Source organism: Streptomyces sp. S6 (assembly GCF_054880855.1).
Genome location: NZ_JBTYMC010000100.1, coordinates 1 through 21,299, shown reverse-complemented (window position 1 = coordinate 21,299; position 21,299 = coordinate 1). Strand labels below are relative to the sequence as shown.

The 21,299-nt window shown below is 70.7% G+C and carries 20 protein-coding genes and 1 pseudogene; 5 read left to right on the top strand and 16 right to left on the bottom strand.

Annotated features, from left to right (window positions below; translation table 11 throughout):
* Nucleotides 1–1,554 (top strand): annotated as a pseudogene (locus ACVNF4_RS16555) (hypothetical protein); the annotation flags it as partial.
* Nucleotides 1,555–1,769: 215 nt separating this feature from the next.
* A complete protein-coding gene (locus ACVNF4_RS16550) occupies nucleotides 1,770–2,708 on the top strand; it encodes a coiled-coil domain-containing protein (protein ID WP_187747156.1) in 939 nt (312 codons plus the stop codon).
* 76 nt (nucleotides 2,709–2,784) lie between these two features.
* On the opposite strand, the gene ACVNF4_RS16545 is transcribed toward ACVNF4_RS16550, so the two are convergent.
* Nucleotides 2,785–4,122, bottom strand: a complete 1,338-nt coding sequence (locus tag ACVNF4_RS16545; protein WP_461803575.1) for an MDR family MFS transporter — start codon at nucleotides 4,120–4,122, stop codon at nucleotides 2,785–2,787.
* A 107-nt stretch (nucleotides 4,123–4,229) separates the two neighbouring features.
* On the opposite strand from ACVNF4_RS16545, the gene ACVNF4_RS16540 reads away from it, so the two are divergent.
* From ACVNF4_RS16540 to ACVNF4_RS16530, 3 genes are all read left to right on the top strand, one after another.
* On the top strand, nucleotides 4,230–4,784 hold the full coding sequence (locus ACVNF4_RS16540) for a TetR/AcrR family transcriptional regulator (protein ID WP_461803574.1): 555 nt from the start codon (nucleotides 4,230–4,232) through the stop codon (nucleotides 4,782–4,784).
* A gap of 132 nt (nucleotides 4,785–4,916) precedes the next feature.
* Entirely contained in the window at nucleotides 4,917–5,465 is a 549-nt protein-coding gene (locus ACVNF4_RS16535; protein WP_461803573.1) for a hypothetical protein, read from the top strand.
* A gap of 161 nt (nucleotides 5,466–5,626) precedes the next feature.
* On the top strand, nucleotides 5,627–6,202 hold the full coding sequence (locus tag ACVNF4_RS16530; protein ID WP_461803572.1) for a Uma2 family endonuclease: 576 nt from the start codon (nucleotides 5,627–5,629) through the stop codon (nucleotides 6,200–6,202).
* 5 nt (nucleotides 6,203–6,207) lie between these two features.
* On the opposite strand, the gene ACVNF4_RS16525 is transcribed toward ACVNF4_RS16530, so the two are convergent.
* From ACVNF4_RS16525 to ACVNF4_RS16455, 15 genes are all read right to left on the bottom strand, one after another.
* Entirely contained in the window at nucleotides 6,208–6,921 is a 714-nt protein-coding gene (locus tag ACVNF4_RS16525; protein ID WP_461803571.1) for an NADase-type glycan-binding domain-containing protein, read from the bottom strand.
* A gap of 640 nt (nucleotides 6,922–7,561) precedes the next feature.
* A complete protein-coding gene (locus ACVNF4_RS16520; RefSeq protein ID WP_461803570.1) occupies nucleotides 7,562–7,879 on the bottom strand; it encodes a hypothetical protein in 318 nt (105 codons plus the stop codon).
* 82 nt (nucleotides 7,880–7,961) lie between these two features.
* Complete coding sequence (locus ACVNF4_RS16515; RefSeq protein WP_461803569.1) at nucleotides 7,962–8,528, bottom strand: phage tail protein; 567 nt, start codon at nucleotides 8,526–8,528, stop codon at nucleotides 7,962–7,964.
* 73 nt (nucleotides 8,529–8,601) lie between these two features.
* Nucleotides 8,602–10,563 (bottom strand): putative baseplate assembly protein, encoded by a 1,962-nt coding sequence (locus ACVNF4_RS16510; protein WP_461803568.1) that lies wholly within the window; start codon nucleotides 10,561–10,563, stop codon nucleotides 8,602–8,604.
* Nucleotides 10,563–10,985 (bottom strand): GPW/gp25 family protein, encoded by a 423-nt coding sequence (locus tag ACVNF4_RS16505; protein WP_461803567.1) that lies wholly within the window; start codon nucleotides 10,983–10,985, stop codon nucleotides 10,563–10,565. The genes ACVNF4_RS16510 and ACVNF4_RS16505 overlap by 1 nt, the downstream gene beginning before the upstream one ends.
* Nucleotides 10,985–11,302, bottom strand: a complete 318-nt coding sequence (locus tag ACVNF4_RS16500; RefSeq protein WP_461803566.1) for a PAAR domain-containing protein — start codon at nucleotides 11,300–11,302, stop codon at nucleotides 10,985–10,987. The genes ACVNF4_RS16505 and ACVNF4_RS16500 overlap by 1 nt, the downstream gene beginning before the upstream one ends.
* A 21-nt stretch (nucleotides 11,303–11,323) precedes the next feature.
* Nucleotides 11,324–13,165, bottom strand: coding sequence for a VgrG-related protein (locus ACVNF4_RS16495; RefSeq protein WP_461803565.1), 1,842 nt, complete (start codon nucleotides 13,163–13,165; stop codon nucleotides 11,324–11,326).
* Nucleotides 13,162–13,872: a CIS tube protein gene (locus ACVNF4_RS16490; protein WP_461803564.1), complete on the bottom strand. Its 711-nt coding sequence runs from the start codon at nucleotides 13,870–13,872 to the stop codon at nucleotides 13,162–13,164. The genes ACVNF4_RS16495 and ACVNF4_RS16490 overlap by 4 nt, the downstream gene beginning before the upstream one ends.
* A gap of 73 nt (nucleotides 13,873–13,945) precedes the next feature.
* Entirely contained in the window at nucleotides 13,946–14,371 is a 426-nt protein-coding gene (locus ACVNF4_RS16485) for a phage tail protein (RefSeq protein WP_461803563.1), read from the bottom strand.
* 23 nt (nucleotides 14,372–14,394) lie between these two features.
* Nucleotides 14,395–15,177, bottom strand: a complete 783-nt coding sequence (locus ACVNF4_RS16480) for a hypothetical protein (protein ID WP_461803562.1) — start codon at nucleotides 15,175–15,177, stop codon at nucleotides 14,395–14,397.
* 2,338 nt (nucleotides 15,178–17,515) lie between these two features.
* Entirely contained in the window at nucleotides 17,516–17,674 is a 159-nt protein-coding gene (locus ACVNF4_RS16475) for a DUF6760 family protein (RefSeq protein ID WP_187747168.1), read from the bottom strand.
* The gene (locus tag ACVNF4_RS16470) at nucleotides 17,671–18,192 is read right to left on the bottom strand and encodes a hypothetical protein (RefSeq protein ID WP_461803561.1); all 522 of its coding nucleotides are present in this window, start codon (nucleotides 18,190–18,192) and stop codon (nucleotides 17,671–17,673) included. Before ACVNF4_RS16470 ends, ACVNF4_RS16475 begins: the two co-directional genes overlap by 4 nt.
* The gene (locus ACVNF4_RS16465; RefSeq protein ID WP_010353296.1) at nucleotides 18,189–18,629 is read right to left on the bottom strand and encodes a phage tail protein; all 441 of its coding nucleotides are present in this window, start codon (nucleotides 18,627–18,629) and stop codon (nucleotides 18,189–18,191) included. The genes ACVNF4_RS16470 and ACVNF4_RS16465 overlap by 4 nt, the downstream gene beginning before the upstream one ends.
* 50 nt (nucleotides 18,630–18,679) lie before the next feature.
* Nucleotides 18,680–20,218, bottom strand: coding sequence for a phage tail sheath family protein (locus ACVNF4_RS16460; RefSeq protein WP_461803560.1), 1,539 nt, complete (start codon nucleotides 20,216–20,218; stop codon nucleotides 18,680–18,682).
* Between the two features lie 208 nt (nucleotides 20,219–20,426).
* A partial coding sequence (locus tag ACVNF4_RS16455) for an ATP-binding protein (protein WP_461803559.1) occupies nucleotides 20,427–21,299 on the bottom strand: 873 nt, incomplete at its 5' end.

The following is a 21,299-nucleotide window of genomic DNA, read 5'->3' as shown; positions in this document are numbered from 1 at the left end:
GGTATGCACCTGAGCGCGGGGACGGCGACGGCGATCTACTCCGTGTACGTCTCCCTGGTGTACCTGCTCGCGCTGCCCGGCGGCTGGTTCGCGGACCGGGTGCTGCTGCCCGCCGGGGTGCTCGCGCAGATGGCCGACGTCGCGTACGTCGCCGAGACGTTCGAGTCGCTCGCCGAACGCGGGGTCGCCGAGCGGCGCGACGACCGGTTCGGGCTACCCGTCTGCAAGGCCGAGCCCTACCGGTACCTCCTGTACCGGCACATCGGGCTCGCCTCCGCCGTCCGCTCCCTCGCCGCGTGGCTCGCCTCCGCCGACCCCACCGGGCCCGACGCGCGCGGCGCCCTCGACGGCGCCCTGAGCCTCCTCGGGTTCGCCGCCGAACGCCGCGAGTGGCAGACCGTCGTCCGGATCGTCACCGTCCTGGAGCGGGTCCTGTTCGTCCAGGGGCACTGGCAGGCGTGGCAGGAGACCCTCGCGCACGGGATCACCGCCGCGCGGGAGATGGGGGACGTCGTCTCCGAGGCGTACCTCACGCATCAGCAGGGCGTGCAGCACTTCCTCAACGACCGTACGGAGCACGCGCGTCGGATGCTGCAACGGGCGCTCGACCTGCGGACCGAGCTGGGGGACGCGGCGGGGGCGGAGGTGACGCGGGCGAACCTCGCGCTGCTGGCGGAGGCGGAGGCGGAGGCCGAACGGCTCGTCAACTCCGCGCGCGAGGAGGCCGACCGGACGCTGGACGAGGTGCGCCGGGAGGCCAACAAGCGGCGTTCCGAGGCGGCCGAGCAGGTCGACACCCTCATCACGGAGACGACCGCCGAGGTCGACAAGCTGCTGTCGGAGGCGCAGGAGCAGGCGCTGAAGACGGCCGCGGACGCGGAGGAGCGGGCCGACTCGATGGTCGGCGCGGCTCGCGTGGAGGCGGAGCGGCTGCTCGGCGAGGCGACCGTCGAGGGCAACTCCCGCGTGGAGCAGGCCCGTTCGGACGCGGACGAGCTGCTGGTGGGCGCCCGCCGGGACGCGACGGCGATAAGGGAGCGCGCGCAGGAGCTGCGCGACCGGATCACCTCCGAGATCGAGGAGTTGCACGAGCGGGCCCGCCGGGAGGCGGCCGAGACGATGAAGGCGACCGGCGACCGCTGCGACGCGCTCATCACGGCCGCCGAGGAGCAGCTCAACAAGGCGCAGGCCAAGGCGAAGGAGCTGGTGTCGGAGGCCAACTCCGAGGCCGGGAAGGTCCGGATCGCCGCGGTCAAGAAGGCCGAGGGGCTCCTCAAGGAGGCCGAGCTGAAGAAGGCTCAGCTGGTGCGGGAGGCCGAGGAGTTGAAGGCCGAGGCGATCCGCGAGGCGATGCGCAGCGTCGAGGAGGGCAAGCGCGAGCTGGAGGTGCTGGTCCGTCGCCGGGAGGACATCCAGGCGGAGATCTCCCGTGTCCAGGACGTCCTCGAAGCGTTGGAGTCTTTCGAGGCCCCGTCGTCCGCGAAGGACGGGGGCGTCAAGGCGGGAGCGGCGGTAGGGTCCCCTCGTTCGGGTGGTAAGTCCACGGAGAGCTGACGGAGTGTGCAGCTTCGGAGGAAATCCGGTGGATTTGACCGGTTGACAGCAGGAGTTTGGAGAACTTTGCACCACTCTCTGATAAAACCGCCGTCGACCGGCCACTCAAAAGGGGTGTCATTCTCCAGATCAAACACGCATCCGCTCGATGACACACCGCCTCGGCCCCTAGGATTCCACCTATCACCTCACCGGTCTCATTCGACAGGAACCCCATGAGCGACACTTCCCCCTACGGCTTCGAGCTTGTGCGGCGTGGGTACGACCGCGCTCAGGTGGACGAACGCATCTCGAAGCTCGTCTCCGACCGTGACAGCGCTCTGGCCCGGATCACCGCGCTCGAGAAGCGCATCGAGGAGCTCCACCTCGAAACGCAGAACGCGCAGGCGCAGGTGTCCGACGCCGAGCCGTCGTACGCCGGTCTCGGTGCCCGCGTCGAGAAGATCCTGCGCCTCGCCGAGGAAGAGGCGAAGGACCTGCGCGAGGAGGCCCGCCGCGCGGCCGAGCAGCACCGCGAGCTGGCCGAGTCGGCGGCCCAGCAGGTCCGCAACGACGCGGAGTCGTTCGCCGCGGAGCGCAAGGCCAAGTCCGAGGACGAAGGCGTCCGGATCGTCGAGAAGGCCAAGAGCGACGCGTCGCAGCTGCGCTCCGAGGCCCAGAAGGACGCGCAGTCCAAGCGTGAGGAGGCCGACGCGCTCTTCGAGGAGACCCGCGCGAAGGCCGCGCAGGCCGCCGCCGACTTCGAGACGAACCTCGCGAAGCGGCGTGAGCAGTCGGAGCGTGACCTCGCGGCGCGTCAGCAGAAGGCGGAGAAGCGCCTCGCCGAGATCGAGCACCGCGCCGAGCAGCTTCGTCTTGAGGCCGAGAAGCTGCGCACCGACGCCGAGCGCCGGGCGCGTCAGACGGTCGAGACGGCCCAGCGGCAGTCCGAGGACATCGTCGCCGACGCCAACGCCAAGGCGGACCGCATCCGTTCGGAGTCCGAGCGCGAGCTGGCGGCGCTCACGAACCGCCGCGACTCGATCAACGCCCAGCTGACGAACGTCCGCGAGATGCTGGCGACCCTCACGGGTGCCGCTGTCGCCGCCGCCGGTGCGCCGGTCGTCGACGACGAGCCGATCTCGCGCGGGGTACCGGCCCAGCAGTCCCGGTAGGTCCGGGGAGTTGTCGCACACCGTCTGAAGGGCGGTAGGACTCGTGGTCCTACCGCCCTTCGGGCTGTGCGGGGGCTCATGTCTCCGTACGCGCCGGGTACAGCACGCTCACCCCGCACGCCAGCGCCGCGAACCCCATGGCCCACGCGAACGCGTACGGGAAGCCGTGGACGAGGAGAGCGGCGAGGACGGCCGTCCCGAAGGAGCCGCCGAGCTGCTGGACGACGCGGACGATCGTGCTCGCGTGGGGGACGCGTTCGGCGGGGACGTCCACGTAGGCGCCGACCATCACGGCGATGTTGACGGCGCTCATGCCGAGTCCGCGCAGGAACAGGGCCGTGGCGAGCAGCGGCGTCGAGGGGTCGACGAGGGTGAAGGGGAGGGTCGTCACGGTCGTCAGCAGCAGGCCGGTGACGAGCACCGGGCGCGGTCCGAAGCGGTCCGTGAGCGGTCCGGCGAACCGGGCGAGCAGGCTCCCCAGCCCCTGCGGGGCCAGCAGCAGCCCCGCCTCCAGCACGCTCGCGCCGTGCTGCTGCTGGTAGTAGAGCGGCAGCAGGAACATCCCGCCGTACAGCGAGAGCCCGTTGAGGAACATCAGCGTCGCCGACACCGTCAGCGAACGGTTGCGCAACAGCCGCAGATCCACGAGGGGTTGCTCCCGGCGCAGCACGTGCAGGACGAAGATCCCGAGCAGGACGACGCCTGCGGGCACCGCGACGGTTCGCGCGGTCCCGCCCTGTGAGAGGCCGTAGATGATCGCGGCGAGGGCCGGGGAGACGAGCAGGAGCCCGGTGACGTCCAGGGTGTGTCCGGGGGACGGGGTGTCGCGGGGCAGCGCCCGCCAGGCGAGGGCCAGGGCGAGCAGGCAGACCGGCAGGTTGACGTAGAAGATCCACCGCCAGCTGAGGTGGTCGATGATCACCGCACCCACCACAGGCCCGAGAATCGGCCCTATCAACGCGGGAAGACTGACGACGGCCATGAGCCGGCCGACGTTCTTCCCGCCGGCCGCCCTCAGCACCACCGTCTGGAACACGGGCAGCAACAGCCCGCCCCCGACGCCCTGTACGATCCGGAACACCACCAGCGACCAGATGTCCCAGGCGACTCCGCACAGCATCGACCCCGCCAGGAACAGCACGAGCGCCCCGAGCCACGCCTTCCGCGCGCCGACCCGCTCCACGGCCCACCCGCTCACCGGGACGACCATCGCGAGCGCCAGCAGGTACGCGGTGCCGACCCACTGGACGGTCTCGGTGGACACGTCCAGGTCCCGGCCCAGGGCGTGGATGGCGACGGCGACGATCGTGCTGTCGAGGAGTGGGGCGAGGGCGCCCAGCACGAGGACGACGGCGAGTTTCAGCACGGCGGGGTCGAGTCGTTCGGGTGTGGTGCGTAGGGCGGTGCCGGACACGAGGTCCCCTTTTTCGGCAAGCTTTAGAGACGGGACGTCTCCTCTTGTCGACGATAAACTCCCCCGGCTAAGAGACGCAAGGTCTCCTGAGTCTCCCGAGGAGCCCCATGGAACCCACCCGCCGTCGCGGCGCCGCCCTCGAAACCGACCTCCTCGACGCCGCCTGGGCCGAACTCCAGGCCGTCGGCTACTCCCACCTCACGATGGAGGGCGTCGCCACCCGTGCCCACACCGGGAAACAGGTCCTCTACCGCCGCTGGAACAACCGGGCGGAACTGGTCGTGGCCGCCCTCCGGCACCGCCGGGGCTCGATCGTCGACCACGTCCCCGACACGGGGTCCCTCCGGGAGGACGTCCTGTCGCTGATGCGGGTCACTCTCGCCCGTCAACGTGAGATCGGGCAGGACGTCTTCCGGGGACTGCTGGCCGAGGTCGCCGACATGGACCCCCACTTCTCGGAGACGATGCGGGGGGTGCTGGAGGTACTCCTGTCCCGCGCCGCCGCCCGAGCCGAGATCCCCACCGCCGACCTTCCCTCCCGGGTGATCACCCTCCCTGTCGACCTGCTCCGGTACGACATGCTGGTGGGCCTGGAAGGGGTGACGGAGGCGGGGTTGCTGTCGATCGTGGACGACGTGTTCCTACCGTTGGTCACCGGATGACCTGACCGCAATTCAGAACTCCAGTGAGGCCCTCCGGCGCAGGCAAATGAGCCACCCCGTTTCGGTACCCTGTTTGTCATCGGCATTTCGCCGCGCGTCCGGTATGCGAAAAATATAGAGAATGGTCTATCGATGAGCCGTAAAGTTCCGTCGAGTGTCTGGCTAGCGGTCCTCCTGCTGGGTGCTTTGGCTGGAGTAACGGGTCTCACTATTGACGCACGGAACAACTTGTCGAAGGGAGAGTTGGCCGGCGCGGCCTCAACTCCCAGTCCCGCCGCAACTCCCCATCGAGCCACACCCCCCAAGCCGCACATTTCGATACCGGACAATCCCGGCACGGGGCAACGAGTCGTTTATTCGATCAGCCAGAAGAGAGTCTGGCTCGTCGGGCAGGACGGTAAGGCCGTCCGAACCTTCCAGGTCTGGCCGGGAACAATCACTCCACCGATCGCGGGATACAAGATCTCCTACAAGCGTGCGCGCGGGACCGGTTCCGACGGGGTGTACATCGAGCACGCGGTGTATTTCGGCACCAGCTTCGCTTTCTCGCACGCGGCCGACGGATCCGCCCCGTCACCGGACGCCAATCTCCGCACCGGGGCCATCCGGGAGCGCGTCGAGGACGGTATCGCCTTTTGGGATTTCACCAAGATCGGCATGGACGTCTATGTCACCCGGTGATCCGAAGCATTCACTTGCATTGCACGTCACGACGGGCTGCGGCTATTGATACGCGGCCGGGGATCTCGAAGGTCGGGGTGATAGCGGGGTTTGGGGCGAGGGGCGACAGAACAGTGCCGGACGGCGTGGACGGAAGGCCACAGATCCTCCTGGAGGAAGCGATGACCGCAGAACTCCCCGACCGGATGCCGGCGCCCCGGTCGAGCGGCTGGGAGGCGGACGACCTCGACCATCTGCCTCAGGCCCCACGGCACACCGAGCTCATCGACGGTGCGTTGATCTTCGTCAAGTCACCGCAGCGGTCCTGGCACTCCAAGGTCATGCGCAGGCTGACCTCTGCTCTGGAACAGACGGCCCCCAAGGGGTTCACCGTCGACCAGGAGATCACCGTGCGCATCGACAAGAAAAACCGCCCCGAGCCCGACATCCTCGTCGCCACCGCGGCCTACGAAGGAAACCGCACCTGGTACGCCTGCGAGGACGTCGCTTTGGCCGTCGAGGTCGTCTCGGAGGAATCGGTCGACCGCGACCGCTTCATGAAGCCGATCAAGTACGCGCGGGCGGGCATTACCCACTTCTGGCGCGTCGAGGAGGAGGAAGACGGCGCCCCCGTCGTCCACGTCTACGAACTCGACGTCGCGACCGGAAACTACGTCCCGACCGGCATCCACCGCGAGCGCCTGAAGCTCTCCGTTCCCTTCCCCTTGGACATCGACCTCGCGGCTCTGTACTCCTGAACCCCTCACTTCCGCTTGAAGAACTCCACCTCCGCCAGAGCTATCTGGTGGCCCTTGCCCAGGCCCGCCGGGGCGTTCAGAGTGAGGCGGACTGTCTTGACGTCGCTGATGGCCGTGTCGATGGTCAGGTCACCGGGTTTGTCGGGGAGGGTGATTTTCTTGGTCTGTTTCTCGCCGGAGGACGTCGTGGTTTCGAGGTCGATCTCCAGGGCTCGGCCCTGGGACGCGAATTCTTCCGGGTTGGCACCCGCGCCGTTGGTGATGATGACGTTCAGGAGGCGGAAGGGCGTGCGGAAGGTGTAGGTGATGGAGGCGCCGGGGGACGGGGTGCCCCAGAAGCTGTTGCGGATGCCGTCCGAGGTGTTGGTGGCTGGGTGGCCGGGGGTCTGGGCGGTCGCCTTGATGTCCACCGGGGTGATCGGCTCGGTCTTGCGGATCTTGTCCTTGGTGTCCTCGAAGAGGGCCCGGCCGGCCGGGAGGAAGAAGAAGCCCGCCGCGCACAGGGCGAGGATGACACCGAGGATCACCAGGAAGCGGGTCCACCGGCCCGAGCTGGCGCGGACCCTCCGGTTGAACGGCCACACCGTCCGCCACCAGGGCAAGGGGGCCGGGCGCTCGGTGACCGTCAGCTCCGCCGCGCAGCGCCGGCAGAAGCGGCGGCCCGGGGGGTTGGGGGTGCCGCAGACCGGACACGGAGGACCGGTGATCTCGTCCGCCACCGGGACGGGTCGGACTGTGGGGCGGGGGGTGGCCGCCTTCGCGGGGAGGACGGGTTGGATGGGGGCGGGGGTTTCGGGGGCGGTGGGGGTTCGCGGCGCGGGGGAAGTGGGGCGCACCGGGGCCGGGGACTGCGGGGCCCTCGGGGGTTGCGCGGTGGGGGTGGACGGCCGGGTGGGGGCTGGGGCAGGTGGCTCGGGAGCCGAGGGGGTGGGGTCCTCGGAGACCGGGGGTGTGATGGGGGGTGCGCTCGGCTGGTGCTGCGTCACGCCTCGGGCTCGGGAGGTCAGGCGGGCGCGTAGGGAGGAGGTGCGGGGGGTGGGGGGGTCCTCGGGGGGTGCGGGTGGGGATGTTGGGGTGGGGGCGGAGGAGGCCGGTGCGGACGGGGTGGGAGCCTCGGGGGTGGGTGGGGATGAGGTGGGGGCGGATGAGGTGGGGGCGGCCGAGGGCTCAGGGCTCGACGCCGCCGGTACACCCGCCGCCGGTGTGCCCGACGCGGACGGAGCCGGTGCGGATGAGGTGGGTGCCGATGAGGTGGGTGCGGACGCGGGATCAAGGCTCGCCGCCACCGGTGCACTCGCCGCCGCCGGTGCGCTCGATGCGGACGGAGCGGGTGCGGATGAGGTGGGGGCAGCCGAAGGCTCAGGGCCCGACGTCGCCGGTGCGCTCTCCGTCGTCGTACCTGATGCAGGTCCTCCCGAAGCCGACGTGCGCGACGCGGACGACCCCGAGGGCGAGGCCGCCTCCGAGTCGGCGGCGTTCGCAGCAGGTGTCGGCTCCAGTGCCGGCGCCCCCGAAGGCGGCGCGCTCGGCGCCGTCGTCTCGGCAGCAGCCGTACCCGGCGCCGCCGCGCCCGAACTGGACGTCCCGGAGCCAGGCGGCACCGAACCCGCACCCTCCGAAGCCGGCGACCCAGCGGCGGAGGACCCCGCCCCCCGCCTCCCTGTCTCCTCCGACCACCCCAGATACGTCCCGCAGTTGCCGCAGAAGTCATCTGTCGGCCCGTTGGACGCCCCACAAGCGGGACACGCACGCATGGACGTCAGCTCCCTTCGTGGGCGGATGGCCCGGCGAGGATCTCGACCCGGCAGAGGGTGTGGACGGGACACATGGCACGGACGATCTCGTGGACGCGGACGGGGTCGACGGGGACGCCCGGAGCGGGGTGGACGGTGACGAGGGGGCCGGTGCCGGAGGCGGCCGGCGGCAGGTCCGCACCCGGTGTCGAGGACCAGACCGCACCCCCGTCGCCGGTGACTTCCGCGTGGACGCCCAGCGCGAGGCGCAGCGCCTCGGTCAACCCCCGCCGGGTGCCACGCCATCGGTGCAGCTCCACCGCCCGCGCGACCGCCTCCCGGCGGAGTTCGAGGGGCCAGCGGGGGTCGGACTCGGCGCCCACCCAGGACACCAGCCAGTCCACGAAGTCACTGGGCGCGATCCGTGGATCGAGGTAGGCGGCGAGGTTGTCGAGCGTGGCGAACACCGGCGCGAGGACGGTGTCCAGCCCGGCGGTGAACCGCTGCGCGAAGTCGTCATCGGCGTAGAGCGCGGGGAGTTGCTCCCCGATGGGGTACCGGCTGGGCAGCCCGGGGACGGCGGCACGGCTCATGGGGCCACCTCGCACGGCACCGGACGCGGACGTGAGGACCGCCCCGTCACCCTGCTTCTCCGCACGGCGAGCCTCATCCCCCCACCCCCGGCTCCAGCGCGGACACGACCACCTGGTGCTGGTAGGAGAACACGAGCGCGCCGGGCCCGACGTCGATGCGGTCCGTCGGGGTGCCCCGGCGGCCGGTGATGGGGTCGGCGGCGAAGAGACGGACGTCTTCGACGAGGACGTTCCCGGTGGCCTGTTGGAGGATGCCGAAGATCTCGCCGTACTGGACGGGACGGCCGAAGGGCCAACCCGTGCCGTCGGGGCCGCCGTTCAGCGGGTTGAGGTAGCGGAAGAGCGCGTCGAGGGCGGCCTCGCGGACGCGGTCCGTGTCGTTCGGCCGCGCCGCGAACCGCGCGACGACCGTCACACCCTGGTACACCGGCGGCTCCACGACCAACCGCGTCCCGATCAGGCGCCGTTCGTCGAGGGTGCGAGTGATCGCACTCAACACCTGGTCGGACGGGATGAGTTGCTCGAACCTCAGCCGGTCGTCCCCCTCGTCGGAGACGGCGTCGGGGACGACGAGGACGCGGACGGCGCCGGGTTCGTCCCCGGCGGGCAGGCAGCGGACCCGGCGGACGGAGGGCGCGGCCTGGCGGGCGAGGATCTCGTAGTCCTCGGCGGTGACGGCCCGCTCCTGCATGCGCAGGGCCTGCGGGGCACGCAACTTGGCGTTGTCGAGGGTCTCCCCGGCGACCCCGCCGAGCGCGGCCTCCCGGTTGACGACGCTGGCGATGTACGGAACCGAGCTGCGCAGTACGGAGATCGTCCCGCGTGCGACGTTCCCGGCGGGCCCGCCACCTGTGCGATAGCGCGCCACCCTGATCTGCGCCCCCTTGGGCGGCACGGCACCGCACTGCCGCAGCGTGCCGTCCTGTTCCCGCAGCACCGGCGGAAACGTGAACTCCCCTGTGGTGGCGTCGACTCGGACGTGCCGGTCGTCGGGTCCTGACCGCCCGAAGTGGTCGACGACCTCCCAGCGCTGCCAGCCGTCGGCGGAGGACACCTCCACGACGGGCGGCTCCCCGTCGAGGAGTACGGGCGGGCGGGCGAGGCGGAACGACTGTCCCGCGACCCCCTCCGACGTCCCGAGCGGCACGTCGAGGACGGTCTCCGCGTGCTCGACGGACATCGTGCCGCCGATGGTGAACACCTCTGCCTCGCGGACGGTCGGCGACTCGGAGTAGAACGGCTGCCCCGGCTCCGGTTCGGTGACTCGGCACCGCAGCCACCCGGCCCGCGTCCCCCCGACGACGGACGCGGTGTGCCCGGCGGGGACGTGGAGGATCACCTCACCGGGCCTGTTCAGCCCGCCAGTCGTGTCGGAGCCGGTCTCGCACTCCTGCCAACGGGCCCCGTCCCACGCCTCCCACACCAGCGGAGGCTGGCGCGGGTCGACGCCGATGCCCTCGACGCGGCTGTCGAGGTTGACGGCAACGATGCAGCGCGGCACGGCAGTCGGCAGGCCGAACAGCAGCGCGTCGCCCGGCTGCGGTGCCGTCTGGAACGCGGGGACGTCACCGCCCTCGGCGAGGGTCCGGGTCCGGTCGGCCTGCTCGCCGGTCCCCGGCGCGGACACGAGGCGGATCAATTCGCTGGGGATGATGCGGAGTTCGTCGACAGTCGCGAAGACGACCTCGTCGTCGCTCTCGCCGCCGGCCGTGGTCACCTCGGTGCCGGCGGGCAGGACGACCGTGTCCGGCTGGGGGGCCGAGAGCCAGAAGTCGACCTCGGCGCCGGCCGCCGTCGGCGGGAAGAGGCGGATGTCCAACAGGTCGAGAAACGCTGTGTAGTTCTTGTCCGGGACCCGGTTCAGGCGGTACAGCAACTGGTCCACGAGGTACGCGAACGTCTCGATCAGGGTGACGCCCGGGTCGGAGACGTTGTGGTCGGTCCACTCGGGCGCGCGCTGCTGCACGTACCGCTTCGCCTCGTCGACGAGTTGCTGGAAACGCCGGTCGTCCAGGTTCGGGGAGGGCAGGGCCATCAGTCGGCGACCATTTCCTCGACCCCGTCCTCGGAGGGGATCGTGTAGAAGGGGAAGACCAGGTTGCGCCGGTCGTTGGTGGAGCGCACGGTGTAGTGCACGTCGATGTAGAGGGTCCCCGCCTCGACGGCGTCGTACGCGACGACGACCTCGTCGACGGCGATCCTCGGCTCCCAGCGTTCGAGGGCCTCGCGGACCTGCTGGGCGATGCGGCCGGCGGTCGCGCCGTCGCCGGGGGCGAAGACGTACTCGTGGATGCCGCAGCCGAACTCGGGGCGCATGGGGCGTTCGCCGGGGGCGGTGCCGAGGACGAGCCGGATGGCCTCCTCGATCTCCCGGTCCTTCTCGACCATGGCGATACCGCCGGTGGGACCGACCCGCAGGGGGAAGGCCCAACCCCGGCCGATGAAACGCTCGTTCATCACACGCCGCCGATCAGCACGTTCATCGCCCCCGTCAGGATCGTCGCCCCGCACGCCGTCTTGTCGCGGGCCTTCGCGGCGGGCAGGCCGCCGATGAGGACCAGGCCCGAGGTGAGTCCGGCCGGGTTCGGGATGATCACGTTGGCGGGGCCGAGCGCCAGGTGGGGCGGCATCGCGCAGGTGTGGAGGCTGCCGACGACCGCTGCCGGGCGACCGCCGATGAGGACGGTCGCCACGGACGCGGCGGCGGCGGGCGGCGGCGTGGCGATGACCCCGCCGTGGTCGGTGGGGTCGCCGGTTCGGGCTGCGGGCGGCATGTGACTCTCCTTCAGCACAGGTCAGTTGATCCGGATGATCTTCGCCTTGAGGACGCCGAGCAGACCGCCGTCCACGGTGACACCCGTCTTGCCCTTGACGTTGACGTTCGTCCCGTCGACCGTCACGTTCCGCCCGCCGATCGTGACGCCCAGCTGTCCCTGGATGTCCACGTTCTGTCCGGACACGTTCACATCACCGCGTCCCGCGTCCAGGGTGATCCCCTTCTTGTCGAGCACGACGGACGTCAACTGCCGCCGCCCACCCGCGAACACGGTCAGTTGGATGCGGTTGTTCCGGTCGTCGAGGAAGACTTCGAGCTGTTCGTCGGCGGTCCGCAGCCGCACCCCGGACGGGCCGGGCGCCCGCGCGTCGAGGAGTTCGACGCGATGCCCCGAACGGGACACCACGGAACGCCGGTTGACCTTCCCGGTGGTCTTGTCGATGAGCGGGACGTCGTGCTTGGACGGCTGGTCGACCCCGTTGTAGAGGCCGCCGATGACGTACGGGCTGTCCAGCAGCCCCTGTTCGAAGCCGACGAGCACCTCGTCGTTGACCTCGGGACTCACCACGCCCCCACCGCCCTTGCCGCCCCACTGCACGGTCCGCGTCCAGTCGCTGACGTAAGTGTCGTCCAGCCAGGGGAACTTGAGCCGCACGGCGCCGCGCTCGCCGCCCGCCGGGTCACGTACGTCGGTGACGACACCGATCGCGAGTCCCGGCATCCGGGGGCCGCGCGAGGGCGCGTTGGCGCCGGTGACGAGACCGGTGACCGAGCGGTCGGGGCTGGTGCTGACCCACACGCGCGTCCGGTAGCCGCCGTGCGGTTCGAGGACGTGCTGGACGGCGGTGGCCGTGTACTTGCCGGAGAACGCCTGGCCGACGTTGCCGAGCGCGACGGGTTTGCCCGCCCGCAGCAGCGGGTTGCCCTCGGCGAGAACCTCCAACTCCGCGAATCCGGCGCTGACATGGTCGGCGACGGCGTCGGCGACGGCGTTCGTCTCGGCCTGGGTGCGGTAGGGCGTGTCGGCCACCGTCAGCTTGGACCTGCCGAACTTGGCGGCGGAGGACGGCGGCAGACCCGGAAGCACGGTGTCGCTGACGACGGACGGCTTCGGGGACTTCAGCGCCTTCTTGTTGGTGACGTCCCACCCCCGCACCTCCACCTCGGAGGCGCCGTCGGCGGTCGACAGGGACGCGCTCAGCGAGATCAGGTTGCGGCCGTACTCCAGGACCATCGGGTTACGGACGGCCGAAGTCGACGGGGCGGGTGCGCCGGACGCCTTCTTCGCCTCGGTGAACTGGAGCAACCCCTTGTCGTCCACCCGGACTTGAGCGCCGTTCTCGTCGGCCAGGAACTGGAGGAAGTCCCAGTCGGAGACGTTCGCCTGGGAGAGGTGCTTGTAGGTGATCGGCTTCCTGACGTCGATCCTCCCGACGGCGAGTCCCGCCCCGGCGGCGACCTTTCGGACGATCGCCGACGTGGTCATGTTCCGGAAGGCGACGACCCTGCGGCCCCGCTGGAGCCGGTGCGCCTTGGAGTAGGCGCGCACGACGGTGAACGACCCGGTGCGGTCCCGGTCGATCTCCAGCGCGGTCACCTCCCCGCTGAACAACTGCTCACGGCCCTGCCCGGCGACGGTGACGACGGAGACGCTCAGCGGATTGCCGATGGTGATGCCGGTCGCGGCGAGGAACTCGTGGTCGGGGTCGCGGAAGGTGATGACGGCCGCGTCGGGCAGCCCCACGTTCTCGTCGACGACACAACTCACCACCTGCGCGGCCCAGATGGCCGGCAGTTCGCCGGGCGTCTCGATGACGGGGTCGGCCGCGAAGGCCCGCCCGCCGCGCTCGTTGCCGCTCACGACTCCTCCTCGTCCCGCAGCCCGGGTACCACCAGCTCCGTGCCGGGCACGAGCGCCATCGGATCGTCGATCCCGTTCGCCTCGGCGATGACCCGCCAGGCCGTCGCGTCGCCGTACTCCCGCCAGGCCAGCATGGCGAGGCTGTCACCCGCGACGACGGTGTGCGTGGAACGGGCGGTGCGCGCACCCGAGGTCGGGTTCTGCCCCGCCGGGTCGACGGTCGCCTCCTCGATGGTGAGGGAGCACGTGGCGCGCAGAGGTGTGCCGTCCACGTCGAAGAGGGTGTACGACACCGACAGGCTGGACAGCACGCCGTCGAACGACGTCGTGCGCGCGGTCCCCCACTCGAACCGCACCCAGGGGCTGGCCGGCTTCTTGCGGCCGAGGCTCGTGGGCGTCGGCACACACGCCTTCATCAGCTTCTCCACCGCCTGCTCCACGGACTTGTCGTGGGTCGCGGTGGCGTCGAGGAACACGTCGAGGCTGAGCGTGCGCGGGCCACTGCCGACGAACTCGGGCAGCGCGGACTGCCCGGCCATCCGGGACGGGGTGCGCCGCCACTCGGTGCTCTTACTGAGTTGCAGCGTCGAGGGGTTGAACTGGAGGTCGAGGCGCGCGATCGTCCCGCCGGGCTTCGCGCCGACGGACGGTGGGGGTTCCTTCAGCGTCAACTGGGCTCTGACGCGGCTGGATCGGGACGGTGCCATGCCGAACCTCCTTTCTTTCTACGAGGGTTGTGCGGTGTTGTTCAGGTGCGGCGTTGTTCAGATGCGGTGCTGTTCAGGCGACGGAGAGGCCGTGGTGGGCGATCTCCAGCGTCTCCACCGCCGCCGACGAGTCGGCCGGATCGAACGACGGCCCCTGCCAGCGCACGGGCACGATCCCGAACACCTGCCAGCTGATGATCGGGCTGAAGTCGGGCCGCAGCGCGACGATTTCACCGTCCTTGGGCTCAACTCTGCGCAGCGTCTCGTCCAGCCACCGCGCGATCTTCGCCGTGTCGGCGGTCACCGGCCGGGTCAGCGTGATGTTCGACCACGTCACCCGGCCCGGCAACTGCCAGGTGAAGTCGTTGTTGCCGCCCTCGGCGTACGTCTCCAGCTCGACCTCGGCGCCCATCCCCGAGCAGGTGTGGAACGCGCCGAGGTCGTTCCCGCCGATCGCCAGCCGGAAGTGCACACTCGTCGCGAAGAGGTTGTCCGTCATTCGTCCGTCATCCGTTCCGTGCCTCAGCGGCGTCCGTCATAGGGGCGCCCCGTACGGTCCCGGCCCCGCCGCAGCTCGGTCCGCAGCAGCCGGGCCACCGGGTCGAGCAACTTCCGCGCGAGATCGTCCAGATCAGGGTCCGCCGGACCCTCCTTCTTCTCCCCGCCGGTACCGGTACCGGCAGCCTGTGGCACCGGTTGCGCCGGGGCGTCCCTCCTCTGCACGGGGGCGCTCCGCTGGACGGCAGGTTTGGCCCTCGCCGACGCCGATGGCGCCGCCGCCGTCCGCGCGACCACCGGTACCGCAGGCGCGGGCGTCACCGGCGCCTGCTCCACCTGCGGCGCGAGCGCGGGCAGGGGGCGGGCGGGGACGATCCGGGGGGCGGGGTCCTGCTGGGGCGGGGCTGGGCGTACGAGGGGAACTCGTTGGACGGGGGCGGGGGTTGAGGTGGGGGCGCGCTGTATGTACGACGCCGAAGGGCTCGTTTCCAGTCGGGGCGCCGGGTTGGGGTGGTTGCGAGTGGGCGTGTGAGAGGAGGTGGCCGGGGTGGAGGTGGCCTGCGGCCAGCGCGCGGTCACGACCGGGCGCCGGGTGGGGGCCGGGGCTGCGGAGGGGGCCATCCCTTGCACCGAGTGGGTGTTGAGGGTGAGGGGGCGGGAGGGGAGGAGGGGGGTGGAGGGGGTGGTGAGGGCTCGGTGGATGACTAGGGGGCCGGTGGGGGATGTGCGGGGGGTGGTGGGGTTGCCTGAAGTGGTGGGCTTGCCCGAGGTGTTGGGTGCTGTGGGGGCGCCGGACGCCTTGGACACACCGGGTGCTCCGGGTGCGCCGGATACGCCGGTCACTCCGGACGTGCCGATACCGGCGGCCACAGGTCGGGCCACGACGACGGGAGTCGGAGCGCCCGGGACGGGGGTGTGCCGACGGACGGTACCGGTCGGACGTGGGGTGGACTCATCGTCGTCCCCCGTATTGCGAACACCACCGGCACCCTCCGCCAGAGCCCGAGCCACCACCACTGGCCCAGGAGCCCCGACTGCCGCACTACTCACGGAACCCGGAACGTCAGCCGCACCTTGGACCAGAGGCCGTCCGGCCTCCAGACCAGGCCCACTACCGAGCAACTCCCGGGAATCGGGGGCTTTTTGAGCATGGTGAGAGGTGGAGCCGGAGCTGGAACCGGAACCGGAGGTGGAGGTGGAGGTGGAGCTGGGACCGGAGGTGGGGCTGGAGCTAGAGCCGGAACCGGATCCAGAAGCCGCACGCGAACCCACACCAGAGCCCGAGCCCGCACGCGAACCCGCGCTCCCACCCACACCCGAGACACCGCCGCCCCCCTCAGTCAGTGCCCGAGCCACAACCACCGGCCCAGGCGCCCCGGACCCGGCACTCCCGCCGCCTCTCGGAGCAGCAGGCACCACAACAGCCCCCTGCCCTCGCCCACTCTCCGAACCACTGCCCGCCTTCTCGGACTTCGACTTCGGCGTCTCGGACCGCACACCGGCAGAGGCCGACCCCCCCGGCACCCCACCCCCAGCACTCCCGCCACCCCCCGGAGCAGCAGGCACCACAACCGCCCCCTGTCCCCGCCCACTTACCGAACCACCGGACGGCTTCTCGGACTTCGGCGCTTCGGAACGCGCACCGGCAGAGCCGCCCGCCGTCTCCTGTACCCCACCCTCGTCAGCCAACGCCCGAGCAACCACAACTGGCCCGGCATTCCCACCCACTTGAGCCCCACCACCCCCGGACTCCCCACCCTCCGGAGTCACGACAACAGCCTCGGACCGCCCAACTCCCTCGCCCCCACCCCGAACACCACGGTCGGAAGCGGAACCAGAGGCCGAAGCCGGACCAGAAGCCGAAGCCCGCTGCACAGCACCACCCCCGGACCCCACCCCCTGGGACGACGAAGACGACGAAGACAACCCCCGCCCCGACGCCCCCTCCCCCACAACACGCACCCGACCCACCACCGGCACCCCCGCATGCTCACCCCGCCCCTCCCCGCCCACACCTCGACGCACGTCCCCGACAGCCCCGTCCACAACCCGACGCTGCACAGCCCCCTCCCCCAACAACGGCGCCCCCTGAGACCCCGCCCCCGCCCCCGCCCCCGACACCTCAGCCGAAGCAGGCAACGCAGACATAGGCGCCCCCAACCCACCCCGAGCCCGCACCCCGAAATCCCCGCGCGGAGCAACGGAGTTACCCGGGATGCCCGAGTGCCCCTCCCCCTCCACCTGCCGCTGCACAACAGGCAACCCGGAGCCGGCGCCCGCCGCGCCCGCCGCACCCGGCGCCAACGGCACAGCCGTAGAGGGCATTTCCCCAAGGGGAGCCCCCAACGAAGGACCCTGCGAGGCCCCCAGCGGACTCACTTCACGAGCCGCAGCCCTCTGCACAGGCGCATCGGAAGACACCGAGGACACCGAGGACACCGAAGGCACCGAAGCCCCGGCCCCCTGAACACTCCGCACCACCCCAACCCGCCGAACAGGCCCCCCAATCCGCCGAGCAACGGTCAACGCGGGCCCGACAGCACGAGCCGGAACCGGACCAGCGGCCGAGGAAGACACCTCACCCTTGGCGGAAGTCCGAGACCTCTCCCCAGGAACCACGGCAACCCGCCGCACCGGCGCAGGCCGAACCGGCGCAGACCTCACCCCCTCAACAGCCCGCTGAACAACAGCAGCCCCCTCGCTCTCCCCCTCCCCCTCCGAAGCGCCCCCATCCCGAACAGCCCGCAACAACAACGGCCCCCCACCCACACCACCCGTCGCCCGGGGCCCAGCCACCGGAGCGACCCCCCGTATCACCCCACCCGGCGCCGAAGGCAACACCGCATGCCCCAACCCCGCATCGAACGACGGGTTCTGCCAGGAAGCCAGCCCACCCCGAAACGTCAGCCCATCACTCACCCCGAGCGGCGCCCGGGAAACGGTCAGCAGGGGAGGCGCCGTACGACGCCACCCCCCGTCCCAGTCCGCAGGCACACTGGACGCACCTTCGAAACCCGCACCTTCGAAACCCGCACCACCAAAACCCGCGTCGGCGGAACCCTCGTCGCCGCCCCCCACCGCACCGCCGGAGGCCGAGGCATCCGAACCGCTCCGCCTCCGAAGCCAGTCCCGCAGGCCCATCCCCTCAACCGCCTTCGTTCACACGGGTGTTGATCCGAGCGATCTCGGCCACCCACTGCCGCCGCTCCTCATGGGTCAGATCGAGGATCTCCTCGCGCTGCCAGTGGAAGTGATAGGCGACGTACGCGACCTCCTCCCGCAACCGGGCAGGCGCGTACGTCACGATTCCCCCAGGCGCCCACCCGAGAGGTCGACCTCGAAGCCGCCCTCGCAGTGCGGACAGGTGACGGCCGCGCGGGTGTGCCCCTCGCTGTTGATCCGCCGGTAGAAGTCCTGGAGGAAGGCGACATCGGTGGCGTACATCCGCTCGACGACGCCCGCGTGGACGTCGCTGATGGTGCCGAGCCGGGTGATGACCTGGCTCAGCAGGACGACGCTGAGATACGCCGGGTTCTCCTTGACCCGCAGGTCGATCTGCGGACGCAGCTCGTCGCGGGCGGTGGCGAGCCGCATCACGCCGTGCCGGTGGACCGTACCCGACTCGTCGACGTACCCCCGGGGCAGCTCGAAGTCGAACTCGGTGCGCAACCCGTTGTCCGCAGAGGAAGCAGAGGAAGCAGAGGAAGACGCGGGAGCCGCAGGAGGCGGCGAAGCCACCGCCTCCTGCGCGGGCGTCTGCGTGGGCGCGGTCGCCTGGAGGATCTCCTCCAGGTTCCCCGCGGTGACCGTACGACGCCTCATTCGACGATGATCTCCTCGAACACGATCGTCACGGACTCGGTGGCAGCCGCCGACTCGCCCGCCTTGAGGGAGGGACCCTCCCACTTGGACGCCCAGCCCTGCATGAGCTGGATCCGGCGGACCGTGTTGCCCTCGGTGTCCTTGATCTCGATCGTCAGGTTCTGCCGCGCGGAGTTGACGGCCCCGTTGTTCAGGGTCTCCTTGATCCACGAGGTGAACTCGCTGCTCTGGTCGAGCCCTCGGGTGATCGTGATCTCGCCGGCCTGCCGGGCACCCGGCTGCTTGCGGATGATCTGCTTGCCCTCGGCGCTGACCTGGCGGACCTCGACGACCTCTTCCTCGACGGTCAGCCCGCTGATCTCCTGGATGGACTCCACGAGGTAGCCACCGAGCTGCACGCCGAAGACGTGGGTGGAAAGAGCGTCACCTGTTGCCATGATTGTCTGTAAACCTTCCTAGCCGGAACCCGTGAACCGATGCCCGCTGATCACTCGTCGATGAGGCTGGTGCTGTCCGAGAACTGAGCCAGCCGGAAGATCACGAACTCCGCGGGCTTGACCGGCGAGACACCGATCTCACAGACGACCCGCCCCTGGTCGATGGACTCCTGCGGGTTGTTGTCCCGGTCGCACTTCACATAGAAGGCTTCCTCGGCGGTCCGCCCGAACAGCGCGCCCCGGCGCCACTCCTCGGTGAGGAACGCGGTGACGTTGCGCCGGATCGACGACCACAGGCGGTCGTCGTTCGGCTCGAAGACGACCCACTGGGTGCCCAACAGGATCGACTCTTCGAGGTAGTTGAAGAGACGGCGAACGTTCAGGTAGCGCCAGGCCGGGTCGGACGACAGGGTGCGCGCACCCCAGATCCGGATCCCGCGCCCGGGGAACGCGCGGACGCAGTTGACGCCGATCGGGTTGAGCAGGTCCTGCTCGCCCTTGCTGAGCCTCAGTTCGAGGTCGACGGCACCCCGGATGACTTCGTTGGCGGGCGCCTTGTGCACCCCGCGCTCGGCGTCGCTGCGCGCCCACACGCCGGCGACGTGGCCGCTCGGCGGGACGGTCGTGTTGTGCCCGACCGCCGGGTCGAAGACGCGCACCCACGGGTAGTAGAGGGCCGCGTACCGGGAGTCGTAGCCGGCCTCGTCGTTGCGCCAGGTCCGCACCTGCTGCGCGTTCAGGCCGGGCGGGGTGTCGAGGACGGCGACCCGGTCGCCCATCTGCTCGCAGTGCGAGATGACGGCGAGCTGGACGGTCCGCACGCCCTCGGCGTCGATGTCGCCGCGCTGGTAGGCGCTCATCAGGTCGGGGACGGCGACCATCGTGATCTCGTCGATGGTCTCCAGTCCGCCGAACCCGGTGCGGGCGGCGGCGTCGCCGACGTACTCGGACGGGTCGAGGCGGGCGATCGTGCCGTTCGGGGCGGGCGCGGCGGCGGCGTCCGGGATCGCGACGGTCCCGGACGCGGGCCGGGTCTGCGCGGCGCCGCGCTGCTCGGTGACGTCGATCAGCTTGGAGGCGCGGGCCTGCGTGGCGAGGTAGCCCTTGACGTTCTTGCGGGACGACGCCTCGTACGTCTCCACGACCTGGTCGCCCTTGCGGACGAGCAGCTTGAAGCGGTCCTCGGGCGGGTTCTCGCCGTCCGCGTCCGCGACCTCGACGCTCACGCCGGTCACACCGGGCTTGGCGGCGACGAGGAAACCGCCGACCTCGACGGGCTCGACGGCCTTCGGCTGCGCGGGAGCGGCCGGGCCGCCCGCGTCCGCCGCGCCGCCGATGCGGACGATGTAGGCGGCGCCGCCGCCGTTGGAGAAGTACCCGTAGACCGCGTGCGAGAGGTACGTCCCCTCGACGAAGCCGCCGAACAACTGGGTGTACTGGTCCCAACTGGTGACGAGGGTCGGGGCGTGGAAGGGCCCCTGCCCGGCGAACCCGACGAACGCGGCGACGGCGGTGCCGACTCCTTCGATCGGTCGGGCACCGGACTGCACCTCCTCCACGTACACGCCCGGGGTGAGGTACGTCGGCATGCTGGCTCCTTCGCGTTCCGTACGGGGTTTCTGCGAGAGGACATACGAAAGGTCCTACGGGCACCTGTGTCCAGGGCGAGTCTGCTGGTGGGACGCGTGCGGCGGCAGGGACGCCGGGCCATGGCCGAGGGCAGGCCGCCTGCCTTTCGGGACGCTCCCCCTGCCCCTTGAGGCGGGTTTCATGCCCCCGGGCTCACACCTTTCCGGATCACGCCTGCGTGGCGTCCGTCAGATACCGGCCGAACTCGCTCTCCAGGACCAGCCGGCCGAGCTTGCGGTACTCCCGGGCCACCGAGGTGACGACCTGGCGCATCGTGAGCGCCTCCCCCGACTCCGCCGCGAGGTAGGCCGCGGTGACCGCGCAGGCGCGGATGGAGCCGCCGGCGAGCTCGAAGCGGTCCGCGCAGAACGGGAGGTCCAGGTCGGCCGCGCGGGGCAGCCGGTCCCCGAGACACCGTTCCCACAGCGCGAGACGCTGGTCCGCGTCCGGGACGGGGAAGTCGGCGACGACGTCGAGGCGCCGGGTGAACGCCTCGTCCAGGTTGGCCCGCAGGTTGGTCGTCAGGACGGCGATGCCGTCGAAGGACTCCATCCGCTGGAGCAGATACGCGGACTCGATGTTGGCGTGCCGGTCGTGCGCGTCCTTCACCTCGGAGCGCTTGCCGAAGATCGCGTCGGCCTCGTCGAAGAGGAGCACGGCATTGACGGCCGACGCCTCGGTGAAGATCCGCTCCAGGTTCTTCTCGGTCTCGCCGATGTATTTGTCGACGACGGTGGAGAGGTCGACGACGTAGAGGTCCATCCCGAGGTCGGCGGCGACGACCTCGGCGGACATCGTCTTCCCGGTCCCCGACTCGCCCGCGAACAGCGCGATCACCCCGCGTCCCCGCCCGCCCCCGGGCCGCATCCCCCACTGCCCGAGCACCTGCTCCCGGTGCCGTGCCCGCAGGGCGAGTTCGTGCAGCCGCCGGTACGTGGCGGGCGGCAGCACCAGGTCGTCCCACCCGACCCCGGGTTCCACCCGCCGCGCCAGCCGCTCCAGCCCGGCCCCGTTCTGCGCCCGCACGGCGACCCGCAGATC

Excerpts from the sequence above, each read along its gene's own strand:
- ACVNF4_RS16550 (WP_187747156.1), top strand. The coding sequence starts at position 1,770 with ATGAGCGACACTTCCCCCTACGGCTTCGAGCTTGTGCGGCGTGGGTAC.
- ACVNF4_RS16540 (WP_461803574.1), top strand. The coding sequence starts at position 4,230 with ATGGAACCCACCCGCCGTCGCGGCGCCGCCCTCGAAACCGACCTCCTC.
- ACVNF4_RS16535 (WP_461803573.1), top strand. The coding sequence starts at position 4,917 with ATGAGCCGTAAAGTTCCGTCGAGTGTCTGGCTAGCGGTCCTCCTGCTG.
- ACVNF4_RS16530 (WP_461803572.1), top strand. The coding sequence starts at position 5,627 with ATGACCGCAGAACTCCCCGACCGGATGCCGGCGCCCCGGTCGAGCGGC.
- ACVNF4_RS16515 (WP_461803569.1), bottom strand. The coding sequence starts at position 8,528 with ATGAGCCGTGCCGCCGTCCCCGGGCTGCCCAGCCGGTACCCCATCGGG.
- ACVNF4_RS16510 (WP_461803568.1), bottom strand. The coding sequence starts at position 10,563 with ATGGCCCTGCCCTCCCCGAACCTGGACGACCGGCGTTTCCAGCAACTC.
- ACVNF4_RS16505 (WP_461803567.1), bottom strand. The coding sequence starts at position 10,985 with ATGAACGAGCGTTTCATCGGCCGGGGTTGGGCCTTCCCCCTGCGGGTC.
- ACVNF4_RS16500 (WP_461803566.1), bottom strand. The coding sequence starts at position 11,302 with ATGCCGCCCGCAGCCCGAACCGGCGACCCCACCGACCACGGCGGGGTC.
- ACVNF4_RS16490 (WP_461803564.1), bottom strand. The coding sequence starts at position 13,872 with ATGGCACCGTCCCGATCCAGCCGCGTCAGAGCCCAGTTGACGCTGAAG.
- ACVNF4_RS16485 (WP_461803563.1), bottom strand. The coding sequence starts at position 14,371 with ATGACGGACAACCTCTTCGCGACGAGTGTGCACTTCCGGCTGGCGATC.
- ACVNF4_RS16470 (WP_461803561.1), bottom strand. The coding sequence starts at position 18,192 with ATGAGGCGTCGTACGGTCACCGCGGGGAACCTGGAGGAGATCCTCCAG.
- ACVNF4_RS16465 (WP_010353296.1), bottom strand. The coding sequence starts at position 18,629 with ATGGCAACAGGTGACGCTCTTTCCACCCACGTCTTCGGCGTGCAGCTC.
- ACVNF4_RS16460 (WP_461803560.1), bottom strand. The coding sequence starts at position 20,218 with ATGCCGACGTACCTCACCCCGGGCGTGTACGTGGAGGAGGTGCAGTCC.